The following is a 24788-nucleotide window of genomic DNA, read 5'->3' as shown; positions in this document are numbered from 1 at the left end:
AAGCAAAGCCGGCGAGCATTGCGTTTCGCCGGCTGTGTTTCACGGTTGCTTTCAAAGCCTCAACTCCTTACTGTGATCATTCCACAAGCAGTCCCCGGATCTACCCAGGACGCGCTCCTGCGTTTCGCGTCGTGTTTTTACTTCTACTAAAACAAAGAGGCTAACGTGGACGACGGCTCTCTATTTGCGGAATCCAAGGCGATTGACCGCCTCCTGCACGCGTTTATCGGGTACGGCACTGGCGGCAATTCTCCCGCCGCGTTCATCCAGGCCTACACAGATTGGGTCAGTCATGCTGTGATGGCGCCCGGGAAACAGGCTGAACTGGCCAAAAACATCTCCCGCAACCTGCTGCGATATGGCGTCTATTGCGCCCGCGCAGTCGCCAATCAGAACCCTGAGCCGATTATTGAGCCGCTTCCCCAGGATATTCGCTTTCGCAACGAGGAGTGGAGGCATTTTCCATATAACCTTGCCTATCAGTGGTTCCTGCTTCATGAACAATGGTGGCATTACGCAACGACCGACTTTCCTGGCGTGTCGCCCCGTAACGAGAATATAGTGTCATTTTGCGCGCGTCAGTTACTGGATTTGTTGTCGCCTTCCAACGTTCCCTGGTTGAATCCTGAAGTCATCAAGAAAACCATGGAAAGCGGCGGCAAGAACTTTCTCGATGGTTTGGAGAACTGGCGTGAAGATGCGCAGCGCCTGCTCAATGGCGACCCGCCTGTCGGCTCAGAAAACTACAAGGTTGGCGAGAACCTCGCAGTGACTCCGGGCAAAGTGATTTATCGCAATCGCCTGATTGAACTGATTCAATACGCACCGACGACTCAGAGCACGTACACAGAGCCAGTACTTATCGTTCCCGCGTGGATCATGAAGTACTACATTCTCGATCTGTCGCCGCATAACTCCCTGGCGCGCTACCTGGTGGAGCAAGGTCATACAGTGTTTATGATTTCCTGGCTGAATCCGGATGGCAAAGATCGCAATCTCGGCATGCAGGATTATCTGCGTCTGGGCGTAATGGAAGCGCTGGACGCTATCTCCGCCATTGTTCCCGACGCGCCGCCGATACACGGCGTCGGCTATTGTCTCGGCGGCACCTTGCTCAGCATCGCTGCCGCCGCGATGGCGAGAGATGAAGATAAACGACTAGCCACCATCAGCCTTTTCGCCGCACAAACAGACTTCAAAGAAGCTGGCGAACTGATGTTGTTCATCAATGAAAGTCAGCTCACCTTCTTGGAAGACCTGATGTGGGAACAGGGCTACCTGGACGCCACGCAAATGTCCGGCGCTTTCATGATGCTGCGTTCGAAAGACCTGCTTTGGTCGCGCATCGTGCGCGAATATATGCTGGGCGAACGCAGTAAGATGAACGATCTGATGGCCTGGAATGCGGACACCACCCGAATGCCTTACCGTATGCACTCGCAATATCTGCGCAGTCTGTTTCTGAATAACGACCTCGCCGAAGGCCGATTTGAAGTGGACGACAGTCCGATATTCTTAAGGGACATCCGCATTCCCATCTTCGTCGTTGGCGCCACCAAAGATCATGTCGCCCCCTGGAAATCCGTCTATAAAATCCGTCGTCTCACTAGCTCCACAGAGATAACTTTTTTACTGACCAGTGGCGGCCACAACGCCGGCATCATCAGCGAACCCGGGCATCCGCGACGCAGTTACCAAATCAATACCCGATATGGCCAGGACCGCAACTACAGCCCCGACGACTGGCTTATAATAGCTCCCCGCCATGAGGGCTCCTGGTGGCCCGCATGGAATCAGTGGCTTCGGGATCACAGCAACAACGAACAAACTCCGCCTCCCCCTCTTGGCGCGCCGGATTGCGAATATCCGCAACTTTGTGATGCACCGGGCACTTATGTATATCAAAGATAAAGGCTTTCAGGCTTCCCCTTGATGCGAATAATAGGGAACTCTATAGTTACCGACTGTCACGAAAATGGAGTACGCTTCCAGCGGAAGTAGGTTGGTAACCGCCTGGGGGCGGCAATTATCCGGAGGATTCAATGCGGTCCCGCAATATGTACGGGTTTTTACTCTCTCTGCCATCGCTCCTGGCGCTGTTGGTTGGGCTATCGTTAACGGCCGCCATGGCCTATTTTTCCAATAAGCAGCAGGAGAAAGACGCTCATGCGCGCTTTGCTCAGGAAGCGCAGTTCATCGCTCAAATCGTGCGTCGGACATTTGAGCAGAATCGCGCCGCCGCGGAGCTATGGTTCCGCATGTGCAGCGCCCGCCCGGAATCAGAAGACGCAGCCACCGACGCGACACGGGTGTTCCTGCAGGGGTTTCCCAATATCAGCAGCATTGAGCATCTGCTCATCACAACCTCCGCCGATGATAGCCGCCGTTTCACCGTCACGGATATTAATAGCCTGCAGCCCCTGACGCTTAACGACATCAAGCGCGTCACCGAATTACCGGAACTCCAACCCGCCTTTGACGAGGCTTGGCGCAGCGGCGAAACTATCGCAACGCCGGTCACCCGGATCAATTCTCAGAACCCCGCTTATCGCGGCGAAGTCCGCTATATACGTCGCGTCAACGATATGCTCATCGCCATCAGTTTCGACCTGGAACATAGCTTGCAAAGCGCCATTGCTGATTACAACCCAGAGGGTTTCACCCTCTCTGTCTTTGATTTACTGCGCTACGCCAGCGACCCTTTGGTGAAACTGGTGCTGCCGCCGGATGGCGAGGATAATGTGAAGAAACGCAAATCCTGGCTGCACAGCGACACACTGGATCTACCTGAGCGGCAATGGCTGTTGCGCATTACGCCAAACCAGGCTTTCCATGATCAGGCCAACAATCGTTACACCGTCACCCTGTTTATTTCTGGCGCGATCATCAGCATTTTGTTGTCATTACTGCTCGCCCGTCCTACACGGAAGAATGAGGACAATAACAGCGAACAGGAAGGGTTATAGGAAAACCGCGCCAGCTACTGCTGATTGCGGTAGCTGGCCGGACTTTCTCCGGTCCAGCGTTTGAAAGCGCGACTGAAAGCGCTTAGCTCGGAAAAACCCAGCAAAAAGGCGATTTCACTAAGTGAATACTTCCCTTTTTGCAGATAGTCCAACGCCTTGTCCTTACGCACCTGCTCCACCAGCTCCTGAAATGAAACGCCTTCCTGCTTCAGTTTTCTGTACAGGGTGTGGCGCGACATGTTCATTTTCTCCGCCACTTTTTCCGCTTCAATATCGCCGCGCGATAAACGCTTGGCGACTATCGCCTTCACTTTATGCGATACCGTGCGGCGCAGGGACAGCTTCTGCAATAACGCCTCCACCTGACGCGTCAGCGCCTGGTGCAGATAAGGATTGCGTTGAGGTAATTCAAAGTTAAGGAAATCTTTGTTGAAAGCGAGATAGCAACATGGCTGACTGAAGCTCACTGGGCACTGAAAAATACGTTCGTATTCAGCCACATACTCAGGCTCTGAGTGAGAAAAGCCCACTTTGGTCAAGAAGATCTTTTCACTGACAAAGCGCCTCGCCCGGGTCACGGACAGCGCCAGCATCCGGTCCATACCCGCACGGTGGTAATACTCCGGGCGTTCGCAGTGGTACTCCATCACGGCGTCATCGCCCTGTAAATGAAACTCCGTGCGCACTCCCTCATTCACCAGCGCGGACAGACGCACATATTGTTTCAAGCCTTGCTCCAGGGTGCGGTTGTTGAAGATGATATGACCAATCACTCCCATCCGTCGTGAGTCAACCCACTCCCCCACATGCAGGCCAACCGCAGGATCTTTTAGCCCACTCTCCGCACGCGACCACAGCAGATTGTACGCCGGTAAAGAGACGCGATAGTCCTGATCCTCCAGCATGGAGAGATCCAGCTCAGCCTCATCCGCCAGCGCATTGACATCCATCCCTCGCTCGGCAAGCCAAAAGCAAAGCGCTTTAACGGTGGAACCGGCGACAGTAGGCTGATCCATATCGACTAATCTCAACCATTCAAATGGAACTGTTAATTATTATTAGCGGCCAATATAACAATCATCCACACATGGCGGTATGAGTCGGCGGCGATTTTTCCGCAACAATGCAGACGCTGTAGCAATTACAGAAGACGCAAACCATAATCGCGCAAAGTTGCAACAGAATGTCAAAAGCTTAACACAGGCAGTCAAGCCGGTTTTCTTTCGCCTTGGTAATATGAATCCCGTAAACGTGAAGCAGTAGCCATCGTTTAACTGTGTTTTCAGGCCCTAGAGAACCGACTCAGGCCACTTGACTTAGGGAGAGACAAGTATGATGTATGATGAAAATTGGAAAGTCTGTGTTCCAAATACTGACCAAGAGCAAGCAAATTTTGCAGCGTTGGACGAGTATCTCAACAGCATCTACTACTGTTGACACCCTTTGGACTCCAGCCTGATGAAAGTGCACAATTCCTGCCGCGAAATTTATTTCGCGGTTTTTTTTGCCTTGAATAAGGCGCTTCTCTGAAGTTTCCTCTCTTCTCCTTCTTTGACCCTCGCATCTTAGTTCGCCGCCCACTTCTCCTTAACTAAATTTATCTTTAGCACTCAGGATCATTTTGCTATGTTGCTGAGCAGCAACTACTTTTAGGATTAGGGAGAAAATCATGTCGATAAGCAGATTTCTTGTACTCAGCGTTTTAGCCATGCCGGCGTTCGCTGCGGAGCAAACTAATTATGATCGCGTTCAACTCTCCACCGAAGCCAAAGGCGAACTGGAGAACGACATCATGCGCGTCGTACTACACTCCCAATCACAGCAAAAAACCGCACAACAGGCGGCGGATGACGTAAACAAAGCCATGCGTTGGGCGCTGGATGAAGTAAAATCCGCCAAGAGTGTGAAGTACCAGACCCAGGACTACCGCACTGATCCCCGCTACAAAGAGCAAAAAATCGTAGCCTGGAATGCGGAACAGTCCCTGAAGCTGGAAAGTAAAGATATCGAAGCGCTGTCCGGCCTTATTGGCGAACTGCAGGAGCGTTTGAAAGTACAAAATGTGGAGTTCGACGCCTCTGACGCCCTGAAAGCGGCCAAAGAAAATGAGCTTATCGGCGAGGCGCTGAAATCATTTGGCGAGCGCGCCAAGTTGATTACCTCCCAATTGGGAGCTCAGAGCTACAAAATCGTAAACATGAATATTTCAAGCAGCGGTCCCGTCTACTACGCGCGCCAAGAAATGCGCAGCTTCGGCGCAGCCAAAATGGCCGAGATGGCGACGCCTGCCGTAGCAGCCGGTACGCAAACGGTCACCATGACCGTCAATGGCGAAATCGAACTGGTGCGGTAACGCTTGGCGTCCTTCGGACGACGCCGCAGCTTGAAGACAGTCAGGATGTGCAACAATGGCGGTTAAGTCCAAACCTTTTGAATTTCTCGGCGCGCAGGTCGCGCCGGGACATCGTCAACAATTCGAGCTTCCTGTCGGACAGCTCTACACCCAAACCGATGTATCCATCCCTGTCGAAGTTGTGCACGGCAGGTCCAAAGGTCCGCGCCTGCTGATTTGCGCCGCTATCCATGGCGACGAACTCAATGGCGTCGAAATCGTACGGCGAGTATTACACGCCCCCTGGCTGAAAAATCTGAAAGGGACCCTGATCGCCGTTCCCATCGTGAACGTGCTGGGCACCATTCATCGATCCCGTTACTTACCTGACCGACGCGATCTCAATCGATGCTTTCCCGGTAGCGAGAAAGGCTCACTGGCGGCGCGTATGGCGCACCTGTTCACCACCTGCGTATTGCAACAGGCGGATTACGCCATTGACCTTCATACAGGCGCTATCGATCGCAGCAATCTTCCGCAAATAAGGGTGCACCTGGACAATCAGAAAGCGGCGGATCTGGCGCATATGTTTGGCGTGCCGGTGATTATTGACGCGGAAATCCGTGACGGCTCCTTTCGCGGCGCCGGAGACGACCTTGGCGTACCGATCATCACCTACGAAGCCGGTGAAGCGCTGCGCTTTGATGAGAACTGCATCGCCGCCGGCGTTCGTGGCGTGCGCCGGGTGATGGAAGAACTGGGCATGATCAAGATGCGCGTGAAAGGCAGAGCCAAAGCCACGCCTGTGGTGGCGCGCTCCTCACAGTGGGTGCGGGCGCCGGTAGGCGGATTTCTGCGTGCTTTGAAACCCCTGGGAAGTCGGGTTAACAAAGGAGACTTGCTGGGTTATCTGAATGGCCCCCTGGACAGCCAGGGCGAACCCATTTTATCGCCCTGCTCCGGCATTGTCATAGGACGCAGCAATCTGCCTCTGGCCCATGAAGGCGAGGCGATATTTCACATTGCGCGCTTTAATCAGGTGGATTTGGCGGAGCAGGTCGTGGAAACCTTTCACTCTGACATGGAGGATCATATTTCTCGCAGCGAGGCGCCTATCACCTGACAAACGCCTGTGCGACGGTCGCCGCGATATGCGGCGCCCGATCCGGCAGCTTGGTTACAGCGCCCGACGGCTATGCACCAGCGTGAGGAATTCACTGCGAGTAGAAGGATTGTTGCGCATGGAGCCCAACATGACGGACGAACTCATTACAGAGTTCTGCTTCTCCACCCCTCGCATCATCATACACATGTGACGCGCTTCAATAATGACGCCAACGCCATGTGCATTGGTGACTTCCAACACCGCTTCCGCGATCTGTCGAGTGAGATTCTCCTGAATCTGCATCCGACGGGCGAACATATCCACGATGCGCGCAAATTTCGATAAGCCCAACACTTTGCCATTTGGTATGTAGGCAATGTGACAGCGCCCGATAAAAGGCAGCAAGTGGTGTTCGCACAGGGAGTACAATTCGATGTCCTTGACCAGGACCATTTCGTCCGTATCTGACTCGAACACCGCCCCATTGGTGACTTCCTCTAACGACTGGTTATAGCCGCGACACAGGAACTGCATCGCTTTGGCGGCGCGCTTAGGCGTATCGCGCAGTCCCTCACGATTAACGTCTTCTCCGAGGGATTCAATAATTGCGCTGTACTGCGCGACCAGTTTGTCTAACATGTTGGTTCCTCTACATTACCTATGGATCAGTATGATCAACGGATATGACGTCCGCCATCGAGCTTGATTTCCCGCCCGGTCATATACGAGCAGTCCAGGATAAAGGCGATTGCCTGCCAGACCACGTCGGGACCGGGCTCGATCCCAAGGGCGGACTTCCTTAAGGTTTTAGTTCGGTAGTCCGGATCGTCGCCGTCATTGAACATCAATAACGACGGAGCGATAGTGTTTACCTTGATATGCGGCGCGTAGCGCTTGGCGAAAGATCGGGTCATGCTTTCCATGCCCCCTTTCGCCGCGGCGTACGCAATATGGTTGTCACTTCCTTTTTCAACCACGTAATCGGAAATATGAATGATATCGGACCATGGGTTACGTCCCTGCTCCAGCAGGTCGTAACAGTGCATATTCAGCAGGTAAGGCGCCGTCATGTGTATCGCCACCATATCCTGCATCACCGCCCGGTAGTCCGTATCCTCACTCCGGTCGGGAGCCCATGAGGACGCGTTATGTATCAACGCCCTCAGCGGACCCACTTCCTCCTTTAACCGTCGTATCAGCCGTTCGACGGAGCTTTGTTCCGTAAAGTCCACCTGCAGACAAATCGCGCCGCGTTCCCGCAAATCAGCAATCTCCGACCGCTCGGAGCGATAAGTCATGGCGACCCGCTCGCCTTTATCAAGCAGCCGCTGCAGACAATGGAGCCCAACCCTTTGGGCCGCTCCGGTTATTAATATTGTTCCTTGGCTAGTCCAATTCACCACACAAACCTGTATCCAATGAATTCATGTCCAGTAGGCTGCGGCGCCGGCCGCATACCCTTTATGTCATCCTCAAGCGTCAGCGCTCCCAGGCCGAACTTGTAATCGCGGAGTTACTCCGCTATCAGCCAGTCAGCGCTACAGGAGGCTTTTGGATCGCCGCGAAGGGCTTCGCTGAGGTGCGCCCAACCCGCCTGCAGTTGCTCATCGAGCCGCCAGGGCGGATTGACCACAAGCATACCACTTCCGTACATTCCGCGCGCCACCGGCGTTAAGATCAACTCGCTGTGTAGCGTCTTTTGCAAAGGAAGCTGGCGCATCAACTCAAGCATTTGTTCGTGACGCTTCTCCGCAAGTATGGGATACCAGATGGCGATGACCGCGTTAGACCACTTCTTGGTCAGTTTGCTTATATAGGTGGGAATACGTTGATAGTCGTCCTTCAGCTCATAGCTGGGATCAATCATCACCAGTCCGCGCTTCTCCGGTGGCGGCGACATCGCCATAACGCCCTCGAAGCCATCTCTTTGGTGAATATGGATTTGCCTGCTCCGGCCGAATTGACGCTTAAGTTCCGCGTATTCTTTAGGATGCAGCTCGCACAAAGCCAACTGGTCCGTCTCACGCAGGAAACCAGCGGCGATAGCCGGAGAGCCGGGATAGCGGGTCAGTTTTCCAGCGTCGGGGTTCAACCCTCTCACCGCCGCCAAATAGGCGTCGAATTCCGGCGGACAGGTCCCCTTGGCCTGCATCAGCGGCAAAATGCCCGCTGTCCACTCTGAGGTCTTTTGCGCTTCCTCAGAGGTCAGGTCATAGTCGCCGCGACCTGCATGGGTTTCCAGATAGCGCCAGGGCGTGGATTTTTTACACAGCGCCTGCAGCAATAAAGACAGCACCCAATGCTTGTGCGCATCGGCGAAGTTGCCTGCGTGATAGACATGTTGATAGCTCAGCATAAAGGGCGCTGACTCCTTCCCCTGAAAAAGCCGCCTATTTTAGGTGGTCCGACGTTGAATGTCGCCTTTTCAGCATTATATCTGACCTATGGCAATGCCCGCCCGACCTTGGGCTGCATATTCTAACGGCAATGAGACGCAGGGTCTGTGAAGGTTGGTAAAAATCTATGGAATTCAAAGACTATTACAAGATTCTCGGCGTCGCGGAAGCAGCGTCCGCCGATGACGTCAAAAAAGCGTACCGCAAACTCGCCCGTAAGTATCATCCGGACGTCAGTAAAGAAAAGGATGCGGAGGTCAGATTCAAAGAAGTCGGCGAAGCTTATGAGGTATTGAAAGACCCGGAAAAACGCGCGGAGTACGATCAACTCAAGCGTATGGGCGCCTATGGCGAAGATGGCCGTTTTCGCCCGCCGCCAGATTGGGAGTCCGCTTCAAACTTCAACGGCGGCGGCTTCACCGAGGCGGACGCGCGCCACTTCAGCGACTTTTTCGAGTCCATCTTCGGTCGCGGCGGCTCCGCCCATCGCACCTATAAGCAGGGTCATCAGCAGAGCTTCCGCATGCGCGGCGAGGACGTGCACGCCAAAATCGCCTTGTTCCTGGAAGAAGCCTTCCACGGGTGTGAGAAACAAGTTCAGGTGCAAGTGCCGGAGATCGACGAATACGGACTGGTAGGTCATCGCAGCAAATCTCTCAATGTAAAAATTCCAGCCGGCATGGGACCCGGACAGCACATCCGTTTGCGCGGTCAGGGCGCGGCGGGGTTTGGCGGCGCTGAGAACGGCGACCTGTTTCTGGAAGTGGAGCTCGCGCCCCACCCGGTGTACTCCGTCGACGGCAAGGATATTTACCTGACTCTACCCGTCTCGCCATGGGAAGCTGCACTGGGCGCCACTGTGACAGCGCCAACATTAAGCGGTAAGGTCAACGTGAAAGTCCCCAAAGGCGCCAGCAGCGGACAAAAGCTGAGACTGAAAGGCAAAGGGTTGCCCGGCAATCCCGCCGGAGACCAGATAATCGTACTGCAGGTAACATTGCCCAAGTCCCATAGCGCCGATGCGGAAGCGCTTTATAAGGAGCTTGCGGAAAAAGAAAAATCCTATAATCCGCGCAGCAAGTTGGGGGTGTGAGAGATGACGCGTAAAACGATCATCGGCACGGTGGAAGTGCTTGGACAAAGCGACACCTACACGTTGCGCGAATTATGCGAGCGCGGCGGCGTCAACGCCGAGTTCATTATCGAGCTGGTCAGTTATGGGGTCATCGCGCCCGTGGAGGAGCGGCCCGCCCACCAATGGCAGTTCGATACGCTGGCATTGGCGCGATTAAGTCGGGCGATGCGCCTGCAGCGTGACCTGCAACTCAACCTGCCCGGGCTCGCCATGTCACTGGACTTGTTGGATGAGGTCAACGAACTCAGACGCGAAGTGACGCGACTGAACCAACAACTCAGCCGTCTGATTGCGGATTAAGGCAGGGGAAACCACAACGAAAAAGGCCGGCGTTTAAGCCGGCCTTTTTGCTATTCAGCGCCCTGAGTCAGGTGCTGATGATAGTTTTTGCGCTTCAGCTTTTTCTCAGCCTGACGCTTCTTGATGGCTTTGGCCGCTTCAGAGCCGATGTGCTCTTCTCCGCGCGACTTAGCCAGTTCGATCTGCTGCTCACGCGCTGCGAAACGGCGAAGCTGGTCTTCGGAGACCTTATCATAACAATGAGGACAGCTGACGCCCTTCTTGTAATGCTCGCTCTGCATATCTTCCGCGCTGATCGGCATACGACAGGCGTGACACTGGTCATAGCTGCCTTTGTTGAGGCCGTGATCCACCGCCACCCGGTTGTCGAATACGAAGCACTCGCCCTCCCAGGTTGATTCTTCCTGAGGCACTTCCTCCAGATACTTCAGAATGCCGCCTTCCAAATGATAAACATCCTCAAAACCCAGCTCTTTCAAGTAAGCAGTGGATTTCTCACAGCGAATGCCGCCAGTGCAATACATCGCCACTTTTTTATGTTTGGCTGGATCAAGATTGCTTTTGACGTAATCTGGAAACTCACGAAACGTTTCCGTATTCGGATTGATCGCATTCTTAAACTTGCCGATTTGCACTTCGTAATCGTTACGGGTGTCGATCAGCAACACCTCAGGATCGGTAATCAGCGCATTCCAATCCTGCGGTTTGACATAAGTGCCCACCACACGTTTTGGATCAATGCCCTCCACGCCCATGGTGACGATTTCTTTCTTCAGTTTGACTTTGGTGCGATAGAACGGAATGTTCTCATCGTAGGATTCTTTGTAGCTCAAGTCCGCCATACGAGGATCGGACTTCAGCCAGGCCAGCAGCGCATCCATCCCCTCGCGGGTTCCGGAGACCGTGCCGTTTACGCCTTCGCGGGCCAGCAACAGGGTGCCTTTGATTTCATTTTTCTCCATGACTTCAAGCAATGGAGCGCGCAGCGCCTCAAAGTCGTCGAGGGCGACGAACTTGTACAGCGCACAGATAACATACTGTGACATTCACTTTTCCTATATTGCGTGCTGGAACGTAAAACCAGAGCAAAAAATTTGCGGGCGACATTATACTCAAATTTTAACCAATCGCACGTCGGAAAACCGTAACCGCTAAAAAGTATGTCATTAAGTTACGTCTTCCCACTCGGAGCCAGTTAGAATGGGGAGCCCGGCGCCAGGATCTGTCGGCGCCGTCTGGTTAGCTTGTATTTACCGGCCATGACCGGCTTTATGACCGCAAATAACCAACTCTTATCATCGCTGGAGGCGATATTATGTCTATATCCATGTACCAGACTTCCGTCCCCATCTTCATCCGCATGCTTGGCAACCTCAACCAGATCCTGGAGAAAGCCGCCGCTCACGCGGAGAAAAAAGGCTTCGACCCTCAAAATCTGGTTAATTACCGCCTGTATCCAGATATGCTGCCGCTTTCTTCTCAGATTCAGATCGCCACCGATACGGTGAAAGGCTGCGTCGCGCGGCTCTCCGGCCAGCAGCCGCCGGTCTTCGAGGACAACGAGACCACATTGGCGGAGTTATCCGCCCGACTCACCAAGACCATTGATTACGTAAAAACCTTCACGTCAGAGCAGATCGACAATACGGAAGAAAAGACCATTCAACTGAAACTGGGTTCTTACACACCAACTTTCACTGGTCAGCGCTACCTGCTGCACTTCGTGCTTCCCAATCTGTATTTCCACATCACCACCGCCTACGCCATCCTGCGTCATAACGGTGTGGAAATTGGCAAAGCCGATTACTTGGGCGTTGAATAATTCTCGCCTGAATCTTCTTGCTCCGGCCCGGCGGCCGGAGTTTCCGCATCCTCACGTTGCTGGATACGCCAAAGATTGGCGTATACGCCGTTGCGCGCCAGCAGTTCAGAGTGAGTCCCCTGCTCAGCAACTTTTCCTTCCTGCAGCACCACGATCAAGTCAGCGTCGATAACCGTAGACAGCCGGTGGGCGATCACCAGACTGGTCTGCCCCTGAGAGACCTCCCTGATCGCCTGCAACACGCTTTGTTCGGACTTGCTGTCCAACGAAGAGGTCGCCTCGTCAAACACCAGTATGGGCGGGTTCTTCAAAATCGCGCGAGCAATAGCGACCCTTTGTTTTTCACCCCCACTCAACTTCAATCCACGCTCGCCCACCAGCGTACTCGCGCCCTCCGGCAAACGTTGGATAAACTCTTCCAGATGCGCCATACGGATAGCTCGCCACACGTCTTCCTCGGTCGCATCAATCCGACCATAACGGATGTTTTCGTATATGGTGTCGTTAAACAGCACCGTATCCTGAGGCACAATCGCAATCGCGGAGCGCAGTGACTTCAACGCCACCTCCCGAATGTCCTGCCCATCCACTTTTATGGCGCCGCCATTAACGTCATAGAAACGGAACAGCAGTTTGACCAGCGTCGACTTCCCCGCCCCGCTGCCTCCCACCACCGCTACTTTGCGCTGCGGTTCAATGCGGAAGCTAACGCCTTGCAATATGGGGCGTTGGGTCGAGTAGCCGAAATGGACGTCAGAAAATTCAAGCGCCCCCTGTCCGACCTGCAACTCCGGCGCGCCCACTTTGTCAGGCACTTGCGAGGATCTGCGCAACAGTACGAACAGTTGCTCAATGTTGGCGAGCGAACCTTTCATCTCGCGATAGATAAAACCCAGGAAATTCAGCGGCATGAATAGCTGCATCATAAAAGCGTTGATAAGGGCGAAGTCACCTAAGGTCATCTCTCCCGCCACGACATTTTGCGCAGCGAGAATCATCATCGATGTCATTGCCAGCGCCACAATAAACGCCTGCCCGCCGTTCAGTACGAATAGCGACAGGCGGTTCTTGCGCCGCGCCCGCTCCCAGCGCGCCAGGTCGGCGTCATAGCGCTGCGCTTCGTATTCTTCATTGGTGAAATATTTCACTGTCTCGTAGTTGAGCAGACTGTCCACCACCCGGGTATTGCTTTCAGAATCCGCGCGATTGGCTTCCCGCACATGCTCCGTACGCCAATCCGTCGCCACCACGGAGTATGCGACGTACAACACCACGGCGACAAAGGTGATCAGCGCGAACCACAGGGAGTAGTTCATCAACAGCAGACCGATCACCATGAGGATTTCCAGCAGCGTGGGCGCGATATTGAACACCATAAACCGCATCAGAAAGCTGATGCCGGACAGCCCTCGCTCGATATCCCGAGACAGGCCGCCGGTATTGCGATTCAAGTGAAAATCCAGATCCAGGGAGTGCAAATGCTGAAACGCCTGCAAGCCGATGCGCCGCATGGCCCGCTCCGTCACTCTTCCAAATAACGCATCGCGCACTTCGCCGAACAGCACATTGCCGAGCCTTGCCGCGCCATAGGCCAACAGCAACGCCAGCGGCAATCCCACCACGATGTTGGCGCGCCCCGAATCGAGGCCATCGATAATGTACTTAAGTATAAACGGCAAGCCGACGCTCGCGCCCTTCGCCCCCATCAGACATAACAAAGCCAATGAAACCCGGCGTTTATGCTCAAGCAGATAAGGCCACAAAGAACGGAGAGTTTTGATCCCCGCTTCGTTGTCCGGCGCATCGATGGCGGAACTGGAACGTCGCATAATGATATATCAGTCGTTAACAGGGTCAGTGTTGGGCTACAGCCTGCATTAGGACGCGCCGGCGGATATCGCTAAATATAAGTGCGTCACGCGCTTTCAGCGCGGACTGGGAACCCATCACTATAACAAGTACTTATAGCGCATTCCCCGCCAATTCTCTTATTGCGATTCAGGATCACTAGTATTCTCAGACAACTTAAATGCAACGGTGTCCACGTTAATTCGCGCGCCAACAAGAAGAGGTTTATTGATTTTCTGACGGATCAGACCGAATCGCCATAAGCAACATAACATTTTGTTTACAAAGAAAATTCAATTTTATAAAGTCACTCACACCCACCTACCGATAATGCAAAGGAGAGCAGCCCCCAGGCGAACGAAATTAAGTCGATTTCTGAGGCCTTGGGTCTTGAATACGCCGTACTTTCTTGTACCCGCCACGCCTCATACAAGCTAACAATAAATAATACAAAGCAGAGGGAGCATTACTGCGACATTTTTACAGGGAGAATGCTGTGACTCATTCCAATAAAAACAGTCTCTTACGTCGTTCTATCGCACTTACTATCTTAACCAGCGCACAAGCCCTGGCGGGGCCGCTGCCTGCGCCTGTGGTCGATTCGGATTATTATGATCAAGGCGTCCCAGACCCAGCTAAATATGAACTGGGCCGCATGCTTTTTTTCGACAAAATCATGAGCGGTAACCGCAACATATCCTGCGCCACTTGCCATAACCCATTGCTGGCGACCACTGACGGCCTGTCTCTGGGCATCGGCGAAGGAGGTCAGTTTATCGGACCTTATCGCACCACCGGGTCAGGCGACGACGCCGTCCCCGGTCGTATTGGGAGACATGCCCCTCATCTTTATAACCTGGGCGCGCGGGAGTTCATTCATCTCAACTGGCAAGGCATCATGAAGGGCAATGCGGAAAAACCAAGTGAAATCAGCATCCCGGCCGGCCCGGAAAAGCCGGGCGGATTGGATAACGTGTTAGCTGGGCAGGCGCTGTTCCCTATCGCCAACATCAATGAGATGATCGGGCAACGCGGCGAGAATGAAATCGCCGACTCCGTTCGCCCCGGCAATGGCCGCTTCCGTCCCATCTGGGAGGGTTATCTGAAGCGCATCCGCGCCATTCCCGAATATGTCGAGTTATTTCAGGCCGCATATCCCAATATCAGCCTGCCTGACGATATCAAGATCGCGCATTATGCAAACGCTATCGCCGCATTCGAGACCAGTGCTTTCCGCGCGGACAACAGTCGCTTCGACCAATACCTGCGAGGCGACGTTGAGGCTCTCAGCCCTCGGGAGGTCGAAGGTATGAATCTGTTCTATGGCGCTGCGGGTTGTGATAGTTGTCATAGTGGTAAATTCCAGAGCGATCACAGTTTCCACAACATCGCCATGCCGCAAATCGGCCCCGGACCGGAGGCGCGCATGCCGTTGGAGGATCGAGGCCGGACGGAAGCCAGTCGTGAGCAAAGCGACTTCGCCAAGTTCAAGACCCCCTCGCTGCGCAATGTCGCTCACACTGCTCCCTACGGTCACAGTGGCGCTTTCGCGACGTTAGAAGGCGTGGTCAGGCATCACCTGAATACGCTGGAGTCATTGGACAACTACGACACCTCTCAAGTGTTGATGCCCTCTCGCAGTGATCTGGATGAGATTGACTTCCAGGGTTACGAGGACATTTCCTTACGGGATAAGATCGCCCAGAACAACGAGCTTCGACCCGTCCCGTTATCGGATGCGGAAGTCAGCGCGCTGATCGCTTTCCTGCATACGTTGACGGATACTGAAAGCCTTAACCTGCACAAGCTGATTCCCAGTCGAGTGCCTAGCGGTATTGCCGTCAGCGATTGATATTGCATCATCTACATCAGGGTATCCGCAGTTTGTTCCGCGGATACCACTCGATTACGCCCCGCGCCTTTGGCGGCATACAACGCCTTATCCACCCTGGCGATAAACGCCTCCATTGCCTCACCTTCCTCCAGTTGCGCAGCCCCAAGGGAGATCGTCACCCGAAACTCCGGCGCAACCTCGGGGAAAGGAATATCCATCACCGCTCGCCGCAAACGTTCCGCTGTTATAAAGGCGCCGTCAATGGGGGTTTGCGGCAGAATCAATAAAAACTCTTCACCGCCATATCGGCCCAGGCAGTCGATGGAGCGCACCAGAGACTGCATGGTTTCCGCGACTTTTTTCAACACGGCGTCTCCCGCCTGATGACCATAGGAATCGTTGATGCGTTTGAAGTGGTCAATATCAAGCAGGCACAGAGATAAGGCTCCAGAGCTGCGCCGACAGCGACTGTATTCATTGGAGAGCTGCTTCATCAGTTCACGGCGGGTACAGAGGCCCGTCAGCTCATCGGTGCTGGCCATGACGCTGATTTTTTCCAAAGCTTCATTCAGCTGATGATTCTTAACCCGCAGGCTCGACCGTAATTTACTGATAAAGCCGCCAATCAGAGCCACCTGCGCCATCACCATAAACAGCGCTGTAAGCAAGACAAATTCAGAAGTCGGCGTCACTAAACGCGGCTTTAGCCATAACAGTAAACCAAGCAACGCCAAGTAGCCGCCGAAGTATGACGCCGCTACGCGAATATAACGCTTAGTGTCGATCCCCAGGATACCGTACAGCAGGGGGATGATAGCCACCATCGCCACTGCGCTGCGGGCTTGATTGTCTTCCATGAAATACATGAGATAAAGAGGCGGAAACAGTGAAACGAGCATTTGTTCTTCTGTGAGATTGGGGTCTTTCCGGCGCAGATTCCAGTTACTTAGAAAACACAGATAGAATCCGCCATTGACCGCAACGCTCATAATTAGAAAATGCAGCGCATACTGAAATTCAAGCAAATCCGACGCCCACCCCGCCAATGCGACGGAGAAGGTAAGGAGGTAAGACCCAAACGTCATCAAGGTACGCCGTTTGCGAATGAATTGATGACTTTTGATACGCTCGTCCAGACTGCTGCTCACTTTCCCTTCGCGCCCCTTTCCTTTCGGTTGATATCAACGCCCCGGAAACGCTTTACACTTCCCCGGACGCCAAAGGAACGGAACCGCTTAATCCGTCACGCAGCGAACGCCAACCCCGCTTCCTGCCCATTACGCCATTTCACTTCCGCAAATCGCTCTCCCCATAGAGGATGCCGAACGGTGACGCGATTGTGAGCGCTGATGGCGCCGACCGCCTCCAGGCGCGCGCCTGCTCCAGAATAATCCAACACCCGACAGCGTTCGCCTGTCCCCGTAAGAGTAGCGCTCTCTGCGGCGTCGTCCACTAGAATACGTTCGCATCTGCGAGGATAGAACAATGGAGTGCGATCATTAAACGCAGCGTACAAATTGCCCTTATTCAGCCCGGAACCTTTGTTATCCGCCCGAATTTTCGCGCAGTGATGAATCTTCTCATTCACTCCCAGCTCCAGGCCCAGTTCTTCCCGCTGCTGCGGACCAATAGGCCGACAGAACTCACCCATAGCAGAGTAAATGCCCTTAAACTCATCATGCAGAGCGCCCATTTCACGATGCTCTTCCTCTGTCGACATCACCATAGACGGGTCTATGTGGAGGCCATGAACCCGGGCTTGCTCACTCATGAACGCCAGCGTCAGATCAGATAATTCCGCTTCGCTGTATCCACCGCCCACGTCAGAATGATTACCCGGCAACCAAACCTGTAATATTCGCTGGTTGTCGCGGTCGCGACGCAACTCGGAGGCGTCTGGATGATGGGTCCACAAGTCTGGAGAAAAGGGTTTGCGCAGCTCATCAATCGCCAAAGCCTGTACAGCAAACTTCACTGTGTCGGATAACTGGGTGTCATGAAACCCCACCCAGCGTCGAGTTAAAGTCCGCAATCCGGCGATGGGTGCGCCCAAAGCGCCCACGGTGTCCCATACCCCCATGAACTCAATCTCCACGCGACGATTCTGGCTTTCCACCAGGTCAATCAAGCGTCGTGCGGTGTATGCTTGCGCTAACTGCTCACGCTCTTCCGGGCGGGTGCGATAATAGCGGTAGGCTAAAGGAAAATTCTTCATTTCGTATTTCGGCAGCAGACCGAACAAATGAACGAAGCCGGCCAAAGATCTGACTGTATAAGCGCCCCGGCTGAACCCAAACATATATATACGATCGCCGTCCGACCAGTTGTTAGCCAGAAAACGATAGGCGTCCATAACATTCGCGGACAAACCGACACCCAGCACACCACCCACCAAACGATCCCATACGCCGTTCACGCCAACGCCCATGTCGTAAAACACGACCTGATGGGCGCCCTGGTGACAAGGCGTAATTGAACGCACAAGTTTGAGTACATTAGTAGGATGACCGTTCACATCCTGTTCTGACTCTGGTCTGTTCCAAGTACCATCGCAGCAAACAACTATCGACTTGCCCATACATCCATCCCCCCCGTTATGCATTGCGGGCCGGTCTTCGATCCTTGTCGGCGCAGGCAAGCGAAAGGTCAATCGCGCGTTCTCCAGCGGAATCGAAGAGGCATCAACGATCAGGGAAATTACGCCGTCAATTTCCCTTTACACATGTTTAAAAAATAGTCTACCGCACTGGAAATGCAATACTCCCCAAGGCCCGCCGCCACATGGCCGAGAACGTTAGAAGTTATTGAAAGTCACTTTGGGGCGACTAAAAATGAGTGTCATGTTTCTTTACACTCAAATCCTCACAACGAACGTAACTGCTTGATTTAAAATGTATGGCACGTGTATTGCTTAAACAGATCCGAAATTCATTACAACCTCAAAGACACTCAATTAACGGAGTAACGACATGTTCAAATTTATCGCAAAAAGCGTACTGGTCTCTGGCCTGGCGGTTTCTTCAGCATACGCAAGCACCATTTCCTGGGACCTGAACGATGGCGTTGCTTACGGTTCTTATAATAATTCTCTCTCTTACTCTAAAGACGGCCTGGGCCTGACTGTTACTGCCTGGAGCGACACCAAAGGCTCTTCCGACAACAAAATCGAAGACGCTCGTCTGGGACGTTGGGACGGCCTTGGCGTCTGTAATGACGACGAGTACAGCAAAGACCGCTGCGCCTCCCCTGAACACTCTACCGACAACGATAGCGGTTATGGCGCGGACTACGACATGATCATGCTGTCTTTCTCTGAAGCCGTTAACCTGAGCTCTTTCAAAAACGGCTGGTACTCCTACGACTCTGACGTTTCCATTCTGGCTTACACTGGCGGCGCTTCCGCTTACGACCTGAACGACAAAGAGTGGAACGAACTGCTGGGCGACGGCTGGAGCGTGGCTGGCAACTATGCCGACACCAAGAAAAACGAAACCGCTACTGGTACGGACATCGCTTCCAAATTCTGGTTGATTGGGGCATACAACCCAGCCTTCGGTGAATCCTGGTCTTCTTACAATGACCACTTCAAACTGAGAAAAGTCACCATCGAAACTGTCGACGTTCCAGAGCCTGCGACTGTCGCACTGATCGGCCTGGGCTTGGCTGGTCTGGGCTTGTCACGTCGTCGCAAAGCGGCATAATTTTCTTCTGATAATAAAGCCGGCCACGCCGGCTTTTTTTATATCTCAACCTTGGCCTCATTCACCCTTTTCACGCTTTAACAGTACCTGTCGTAATTCTTCCAGTTGTTTCCGCAACGCAGTCGCCTCATTAACCTCTAATCCAGAAGCACACAGCACCTGTTGCGGGATACACTCCGCGGAGTCTCTTAGTTTCTTTCCCGCTTCAGTCAGATATAAACGCACAACTCTCTCGTCTTCAGTTGAGCGTATGCGTTGCAGTAGTCCTTCCTTGTCGAGTCGTTTAACTACAGGGCTTAACGCACCAAGGTCTTGCGTCAATCGTTTCGCCAGCTCGGAAGAGGTCAACCCCTCTTGTTCCCATAGCACCAGCATGATCAGATACTGCGGATAGGTCAGCCCCAACTCGTTCAACAATGGCTTATAGAGTTTACTCATCGCCAGTGATGTGGAGTAAAGAGCGAAACACAGTTGCTCGCCAAGTCTCAGGGCTTTTCCAGGAGAGGTCGTCATAGTCATCATTCTCTTTTTCTTAGTCGTTCCACACACAACGGGGAAAACGGCTAGAATTTATATTATCCGCATTCTGCTAAACGTATTTTACGCCAACCCTCCTGTGGACCGAGACAGAGAATTAGGCGTGCGCATTGGCAAGGCGTGAAAAAGTTGCAGTATGCCCTTATAGTCTGATGTTTAAATCCTATTGGGAATATCCCATGCGAGGATTCGCCTTCCATCGCAATTCACCCGACAATCGGGATCTTCCGCCTGAATTGCGAGACGAGCTGGAACAACAGCGTAAACGGGATCTGGCCAACCGCCAGCGTCCCGGGATACTGTTCTATCCCGCCGCCTGGGTATTCATTTCCGCCGCGATCATGTTTACCTCACCCACGCCAGAGAAGTCCCTTTGGCTCGCCTATGTCGCGCTGCTGATCCTTGCCGTATCGGGTTATCGTTATTATGCAATGCGCCAATTCATGCGCAAACTCGAAGATGGGCGTGAGGCGTCCTACGTCCCGCTGTTATTCGGAGCCGGCCTAAGCGCAGGCCTATGGGGAGGTATTGCCGCACTATCGGTGTTGCCTACTCCATTTTCTTCGCACTTTCCCCTGTTTCTGACATGCACTCTTGGTTTATGCGCTGGTGGCGCCGCATCTCTGGCGATTCTAGGGCGTATGGTGAATTTGTTTATCATTTGCCTGCTTGGGCCCATGACGCTGGCTTTGTTATCAGCTTATTCCACGCAGCCCGGCGCAATCGGTTTTCTTCTGTTTAGTTTCGGTCTGGGTATGAGTTGGATATCCACCCTGCCCCGCCATGAGTATGAGGTCGCCGTGCTGAGCATCATAAAACTGTCTCAGCAGGCCAAGTATCTCACTGAGTTGACAATTCAGGATGGCCTGACTGGCGTCAATAATCGACGCTACTTCGACCAGATTCTGAATGCAGACCTGCGACGCGCTTCCCGATTAGGCTACCCCCTATCACTCCTGCTTATCGATATCGATCACTTCAAACGGGTCAATGATCGCTATGGGCATCTGGTTGGCGATGAATGCCTGGTGCAAACCGCGCAGACCCTGATGCGCCAATTACAGCGTAACAGCGATGTGCTCGCTCGTTACGGAGGAGAAGAGTTCGGCATCATTCTCCCGGGCGTCGATGCGGCTGAGGCCGCCGCCTTAGCGGAGGGGCTACGCAAAGCGGTCGCCGGGTGCGCAGTGTGGAACCTGTCTGACCCAATCTCCGTCACCATCAGCATTGGCGGCGTTAGCGGCGTTCCCAAAGAGTCAATGACGCCGAAACAACTATTGGAGCTAGCGGACAAAGCGCTTTATCAAGCAAAATCCTACGGTCGCAACTGCGTATTCTGGTCATCGTTAGAGGGAGTTCTAACCCCTATTGAAGCAGACAAAGGACCACAATGCTGAATCCTTCATCTTTATGAATTTTAACTAGATTTACGCAGGCGAAAATCACAGCCTGAGTCTACACTCAAGAGTAGCCCACGACGCACCACAGGCGCCGGCCCGCATCAGCCGGGCGATGACAAAAAACATGACCACAGGCGGATATGAATATGTTCGGATTCGGCAAACCACGCGCAAATGACGACCAGACCATTATCGACAACTCCCGCTTAAGGGAGTTGGAGCGCAAAGCGGAATTGCTAGACAGGCTTATGGAGAAAAACCCCGCGGCCATGGCGAAATCCATTCACGACAATGCCGTCAAAGTGAAAAAGTCCACTGAAAAGCGATTGTCCGAAATTCAGGACAGTTGTCATCAATTAGAGGCTTTTATGGACCACTCCGCACAAATTAAAGGAGTGACCGAGCAATCCGTAGAGGTCGCAGTGGGCACCGTCGAAACAACCCAACAAAGCGTGGCGGACATCAAGCAGCTGTCATCCAACATCGAAGCCTCATCGCGCTATATCAACGAATTTACCGATCTGCTTTCCTCTCTGGAGGAAAGTAACAAAACGATCAATCAACTAGTCGAGTCCATCAAGGCCATCGCTGACCAAACCAATCTGCTCGCTCTCAACGCGGCAATCGAGGCCGCCCGGGCTGGTGAGCATGGTCGGGGGTTCGCCGTCGTCGCGGATGAAGTACGGCAATTGGCCACAACCGCCAATGAGTCAGCGGAAGAGATACAGAGTGAAATAAAGAAAATCACGGATATTTCAGGCCGTGTCATTCAAAAGCAGCAGGAAGTGTCGGAAGTCATAGGCAGCAGCGTTACCATCGCCAGCGAGACCGTTCGCAATCTCAATCAGCTGATGAGTTCCGCAACAGAGAGCGCCGAAGCCGCCAAAGGCGTCGCTCGAGACTTCGATCACCTCGCTCAGGAACTTGACTCTCTTAACCACCGCACGCAGAACCTATTGGAAGACACACATAAATCAGCTGAAGGCGCGGATGAAAACATTCATCTCAGCGAAGAACTCCGCCAGTATCTCATCGCCAAATAATCCACCTCTTTGCGGAAATGCAGTCAATGCTCTGATTTTCATGCATTTCCGCTCCTCCTGCACTTCCTCTCAAAATCATCTCATGTGCGTATAAATACATATTCGCTATATACATTTTCTATCGGATGCAAATAGATGATTAAGTAATTTCCGAAATTTTCAAATTATTGTGCAATTTTTAACTGACTTATTAAAAAGATTGTCTAAACTACTAAATATATAAGATTTTGCTCATTCCTCCCTTGATAGAGTGCAGTAAAAAAGTACGTCGTAAGGTTGCAAATTCTTCTCTTACGGCAATAATTCACAACAATTTTTGATCAAGGGAATTATTAAGGTTCAGCGCTTTCTAAAGTATGAGAGCCTTTTGTAGTGAGACAGAGTAGTTAAAGTCCAAAGGCTGTAGTAAAGGGAGATAGGCAAGCATATTGCTTATCTATAGATGAGAGTCAAACTGCCGATATAGTGAGCAAGGATCATGGCCAAAGTATTACAGACAGAAATTTTGGAGGTAACTGCGATGACCAGCCAAATTTCACATTACAACAAACGCTTAGAGCGTTTATACAGTAGCAAGATGGAACAACTTAATCGTGCAATGAGCGCAGGCAACAAATTTCGTTGTCTGGTATTGCAGGCGGAAGCTGACGCGATTTGTCAGGAACTTAAACAATTTGTCGGCGCTAAATAGTTTTCTATTTAACGCCGTCCTCCCTACCTCCACCACGGAGCAGTAGTGAGCGCCTCCGCTAAAGACCATTAGTTACTGAAATTATTAGACTTTCTTCATTCTCCCAAACCGAATCCGGTTGTCCCGCCCTACACAGAAAACCTTTATATTGATTTAATTTATATATATCTGTTTTTATGTCTTTTTATAGCTCAACAAACTTTACAAGGGTTTTGTAAAGTATTTAACAAAAGTGGAAATATACGTCTGGAAATTTTACACCTCCCTGTTTACCGAACATTCGAATTTCCATTCTTCGTCTGTTAATACTTATATGTTTGGTAACTCTTTGAATTTGCGCCCTCATGGAGTCTCCTGTTAATTTAATTATCCTATTTTTGGTGCTACATTCATTGAGGGTATGCGCTACATGAGCAGCGCCCGATGGCATAGCGGCAGGGATAATAAGGCAAAGCGCGCCGCCATAGTGTCCGCCTGCGTCCGAGTATCCGGACAAAATCTGCCGCCCGGCATTCTGTAAGAACAACAAAAAGGAGTTACGCGATGAGGTACGCCGTCCTCGGCGCAGGAACAATCGGTAGTTTTCTGGGAGGAATGCTACAGGCAGGAGGCAATCCCGTCTGGTTCATTGGACGTCCAGCACAGGTAAAGGCAATTGCGCAGGAAGGGATGCATCTACGCAGCCTCAAAGGCGGGCGACGTTATTTTGACGGCAAGCAGCTAAACTTCGACGAAGCTCCCTCCGCATTGGCCAACGCCGACTGCATATTAGTCACAGTCAAGAGCCAGGATACAGTGAGCGTAGCGGAGGTGCTGCGTCGTCATGCCCCGGAATCCGCCATTATCGTGAGTTTCCAGAACGGTGTCCGTAATGCAGGACAGCTCAAAGCCCGATTACCGCACAAGATTCTTTCAGGCATGGTTCCATTCAATGTCATCCAGCCTCACCCTGGCGATCTGCGGCAGGTTTCCTCCGGTCATTTAGCGATACAGGCCTCGCTCCACTCAGAGCAGATTCAAAAAGACTTCAAGGCGGGCGGGCTGCCCCTGGATATTTTCGAACGCATGGAGCCTGTGCTGTGGAGCAAGCTGCTGCTGAACCTCAATAACCCGATTAACGCCCTGTCTGGACTGCCCCTGCGCATGACATTGCTCAATCCAGGTTACCGCAAAGCGCTGGCGGCGGCGCAACGAGAAGCGCTCAGAGTCATTGACCAGGCAGGCTTTCAGACCGTACGACTGGGCGCCATCGTGCCTGAGCTTTCTCCCTACCTCCTGCACCTGCCGACGCCTTTGTTCCGCCTGATCGCCAACGCCGCCTTGGCCATTGATCCGGACGCCAGCTCCTCCATGCAAGACGACCTCCGCCTTGGTAAAAAAACGGAAGTGGAGTACATCAGCGGAGAGGTGACTCATTTGGCGGACAAACTTGGCGCGCCCTGTCCGGTTAACCGGACACTTATGAACCTTATCAAGCATGCGGAAGCAGAAGGAAAGGACTACCGAAAACTCAGTGCGGATGAAATTCTGAGCGCTATTGCGACAGCCTGTGCAGCGGAAGAATAGGGCCCACAAACACTGCCAGGAAGTCCAATGTTTCCCGTTAGCCGGCTCCGTAGATTTTCCGACTATACTGATTAGATAACATTGGCTCAGCATCCCTTCTCACCGCCGCACT

22 protein-coding genes are annotated in these 24788 nt (G+C 52.8%); 13 read left to right on the top strand and 9 right to left on the bottom strand.

Annotated elements, in window-relative coordinates:
* The first annotated feature begins 165 nt into the window (after window positions 1–165).
* Both AC2IBB_RS04050 and AC2IBB_RS04045 read left to right on the top strand, forming a co-directional pair.
* The gene (locus AC2IBB_RS04050) at window positions 166–1911 is read left to right on the top strand and encodes a PHA/PHB synthase family protein (protein ID WP_486331630.1); all 1746 of its coding nucleotides are present in this window, start codon (window positions 166–168) and stop codon (window positions 1909–1911) included.
* Between the two features lie 131 nt (window positions 1912–2042).
* Window positions 2043–2966: a hypothetical protein gene (locus AC2IBB_RS04045; RefSeq protein ID WP_486331629.1), complete on the top strand. Its 924-nt coding sequence runs from the start codon at window positions 2043–2045 to the stop codon at window positions 2964–2966.
* Window positions 2967–2980: 14 nt separating this feature from the next.
* Here the strand turns inward: AC2IBB_RS04045 and AC2IBB_RS04040 are convergent, their stop codons facing one another.
* A complete protein-coding gene (locus AC2IBB_RS04040) occupies window positions 2981–3982 on the bottom strand; it encodes an AraC family transcriptional regulator (protein WP_486331628.1) in 1002 nt (333 codons plus the stop codon).
* A gap of 653 nt (window positions 3983–4635) precedes the next feature.
* On the opposite strand from AC2IBB_RS04040, the gene AC2IBB_RS04035 reads away from it, so the two are divergent.
* Window positions 4636–5319, top strand: coding sequence for an SIMPL domain-containing protein (locus AC2IBB_RS04035; protein WP_486331627.1), 684 nt, complete (start codon window positions 4636–4638; stop codon window positions 5317–5319).
* A 55-nt stretch (window positions 5320–5374) separates the two neighbouring features.
* Entirely contained in the window at window positions 5375–6421 is a 1047-nt protein-coding gene (locus tag AC2IBB_RS04030) for a succinylglutamate desuccinylase/aspartoacylase family protein (protein ID WP_486331626.1), read from the top strand.
* 54 nt (window positions 6422–6475) lie between these two features.
* Here AC2IBB_RS04030 and folE read toward each other — a convergent pair whose 3' ends face one another.
* The 3 genes from folE to AC2IBB_RS04015 all read right to left on the bottom strand — a co-directional run bounded on the left by folE (window position 6476) and on the right by AC2IBB_RS04015 (window position 8759).
* On the bottom strand, window positions 6476–7042 hold the full coding sequence (folE, locus tag AC2IBB_RS04025) for a GTP cyclohydrolase I FolE (RefSeq protein ID WP_011394509.1): 567 nt from the start codon (window positions 7040–7042) through the stop codon (window positions 6476–6478).
* A gap of 35 nt (window positions 7043–7077) precedes the next feature.
* Complete coding sequence (gene folM, locus AC2IBB_RS04020) at window positions 7078–7803, bottom strand: dihydromonapterin reductase (RefSeq protein ID WP_486331625.1); 726 nt, start codon at window positions 7801–7803, stop codon at window positions 7078–7080.
* 113 nt (window positions 7804–7916) lie between these two features.
* Entirely contained in the window at window positions 7917–8759 is an 843-nt protein-coding gene (locus tag AC2IBB_RS04015; protein WP_486331624.1) for a 23S rRNA (adenine(2030)-N(6))-methyltransferase RlmJ, read from the bottom strand.
* A 167-nt stretch (window positions 8760–8926) separates the two neighbouring features.
* Between AC2IBB_RS04015 and AC2IBB_RS04010 the strand changes: the two genes are divergently transcribed.
* Window positions 8927–9892, top strand: a complete 966-nt coding sequence (locus AC2IBB_RS04010) for a DnaJ C-terminal domain-containing protein (protein WP_486331623.1) — start codon at window positions 8927–8929, stop codon at window positions 9890–9892.
* Window positions 9893–9895: 3 nt separating this feature from the next.
* On the top strand, window positions 9896–10234 hold the full coding sequence (locus AC2IBB_RS04005) for a chaperone modulator CbpM (protein ID WP_486331622.1): 339 nt from the start codon (window positions 9896–9898) through the stop codon (window positions 10232–10234).
* A gap of 50 nt (window positions 10235–10284) precedes the next feature.
* On the opposite strand, the gene trhO is transcribed toward AC2IBB_RS04005, so the two are convergent.
* Complete coding sequence (gene trhO / locus AC2IBB_RS04000; RefSeq protein WP_431687740.1) at window positions 10285–11280, bottom strand: oxygen-dependent tRNA uridine(34) hydroxylase TrhO; 996 nt, start codon at window positions 11278–11280, stop codon at window positions 10285–10287.
* A 269-nt stretch (window positions 11281–11549) separates the two neighbouring features.
* Here trhO and AC2IBB_RS03995 point away from each other — a divergent pair, with 269 nt between their 5' ends.
* Window positions 11550–12056 carry a DUF1993 domain-containing protein gene (locus AC2IBB_RS03995; RefSeq protein WP_486331621.1) on the top strand — a complete coding sequence of 169 codons (507 nt, stop codon included), beginning with the start codon at window positions 11550–11552 and terminating at the stop codon, window positions 12054–12056.
* On the opposite strand, the gene AC2IBB_RS03990 is transcribed toward AC2IBB_RS03995, so the two are convergent.
* A complete protein-coding gene (locus tag AC2IBB_RS03990; protein ID WP_486331620.1) occupies window positions 12038–13885 on the bottom strand; it encodes an ABCB family ABC transporter ATP-binding protein/permease in 1848 nt (615 codons plus the stop codon). The two genes, AC2IBB_RS03995 and AC2IBB_RS03990, sit on opposite strands and share 19 nt — an antisense overlap.
* 515 nt (window positions 13886–14400) lie before the next feature.
* On the opposite strand from AC2IBB_RS03990, the gene AC2IBB_RS03985 reads away from it, so the two are divergent.
* Window positions 14401–15756, top strand: a complete 1356-nt coding sequence (locus AC2IBB_RS03985) for a cytochrome-c peroxidase (RefSeq protein ID WP_486331619.1) — start codon at window positions 14401–14403, stop codon at window positions 15754–15756.
* An 11-nt stretch (window positions 15757–15767) separates the two neighbouring features.
* On the opposite strand, the gene AC2IBB_RS03980 is transcribed toward AC2IBB_RS03985, so the two are convergent.
* The gene (locus AC2IBB_RS03980) at window positions 15768–16886 is read right to left on the bottom strand and encodes a GGDEF domain-containing protein (protein WP_486331618.1); all 1119 of its coding nucleotides are present in this window, start codon (window positions 16884–16886) and stop codon (window positions 15768–15770) included.
* A gap of 95 nt (window positions 16887–16981) precedes the next feature.
* Window positions 16982–18316, bottom strand: a complete 1335-nt coding sequence (locus AC2IBB_RS03975; protein ID WP_486331617.1) for a DUF2235 domain-containing protein — start codon at window positions 18314–18316, stop codon at window positions 16982–16984.
* A 391-nt stretch (window positions 18317–18707) separates the two neighbouring features.
* On the opposite strand from AC2IBB_RS03975, the gene xdp1 reads away from it, so the two are divergent.
* Window positions 18708–19439, top strand: a complete 732-nt coding sequence (xdp1, locus tag AC2IBB_RS03970) for an exosortase-dependent surface protein XDP1 (RefSeq protein ID WP_486331616.1) — start codon at window positions 18708–18710, stop codon at window positions 19437–19439.
* 57 nt (window positions 19440–19496) lie between these two features.
* Here xdp1 and AC2IBB_RS03965 read toward each other — a convergent pair whose 3' ends face one another.
* On the bottom strand, window positions 19497–19961 hold the full coding sequence (locus AC2IBB_RS03965) for a MarR family winged helix-turn-helix transcriptional regulator (protein ID WP_486331615.1): 465 nt from the start codon (window positions 19959–19961) through the stop codon (window positions 19497–19499).
* A 194-nt stretch (window positions 19962–20155) separates the two neighbouring features.
* Between AC2IBB_RS03965 and AC2IBB_RS03960 the strand changes: the two genes are divergently transcribed.
* From AC2IBB_RS03960 to AC2IBB_RS03945, 4 genes are all read left to right on the top strand, one after another.
* Complete coding sequence (locus AC2IBB_RS03960) at window positions 20156–21373, top strand: GGDEF domain-containing protein (protein ID WP_486331614.1); 1218 nt, start codon at window positions 20156–20158, stop codon at window positions 21371–21373.
* Between the two features lie 143 nt (window positions 21374–21516).
* Window positions 21517–22419, top strand: coding sequence for a methyl-accepting chemotaxis protein (locus tag AC2IBB_RS03955; protein WP_486331613.1), 903 nt, complete (start codon window positions 21517–21519; stop codon window positions 22417–22419).
* 478 nt (window positions 22420–22897) lie between these two features.
* On the top strand, window positions 22898–23110 hold the full coding sequence (locus tag AC2IBB_RS03950; RefSeq protein WP_011394481.1) for a hypothetical protein: 213 nt from the start codon (window positions 22898–22900) through the stop codon (window positions 23108–23110).
* 543 nt (window positions 23111–23653) lie between these two features.
* Complete coding sequence (locus AC2IBB_RS03945) at window positions 23654–24676, top strand: 2-dehydropantoate 2-reductase (RefSeq protein WP_486331612.1); 1023 nt, start codon at window positions 23654–23656, stop codon at window positions 24674–24676.
* Window positions 24677–24788: the final 112 nt, after the last annotated feature.

This window comes from Hahella sp. NS-SX17 (assembly GCF_057367735.1).
Note: the sequence above shows the minus strand (reverse complement) of the source record. Positions and strands in the feature narration are given on the sequence as shown.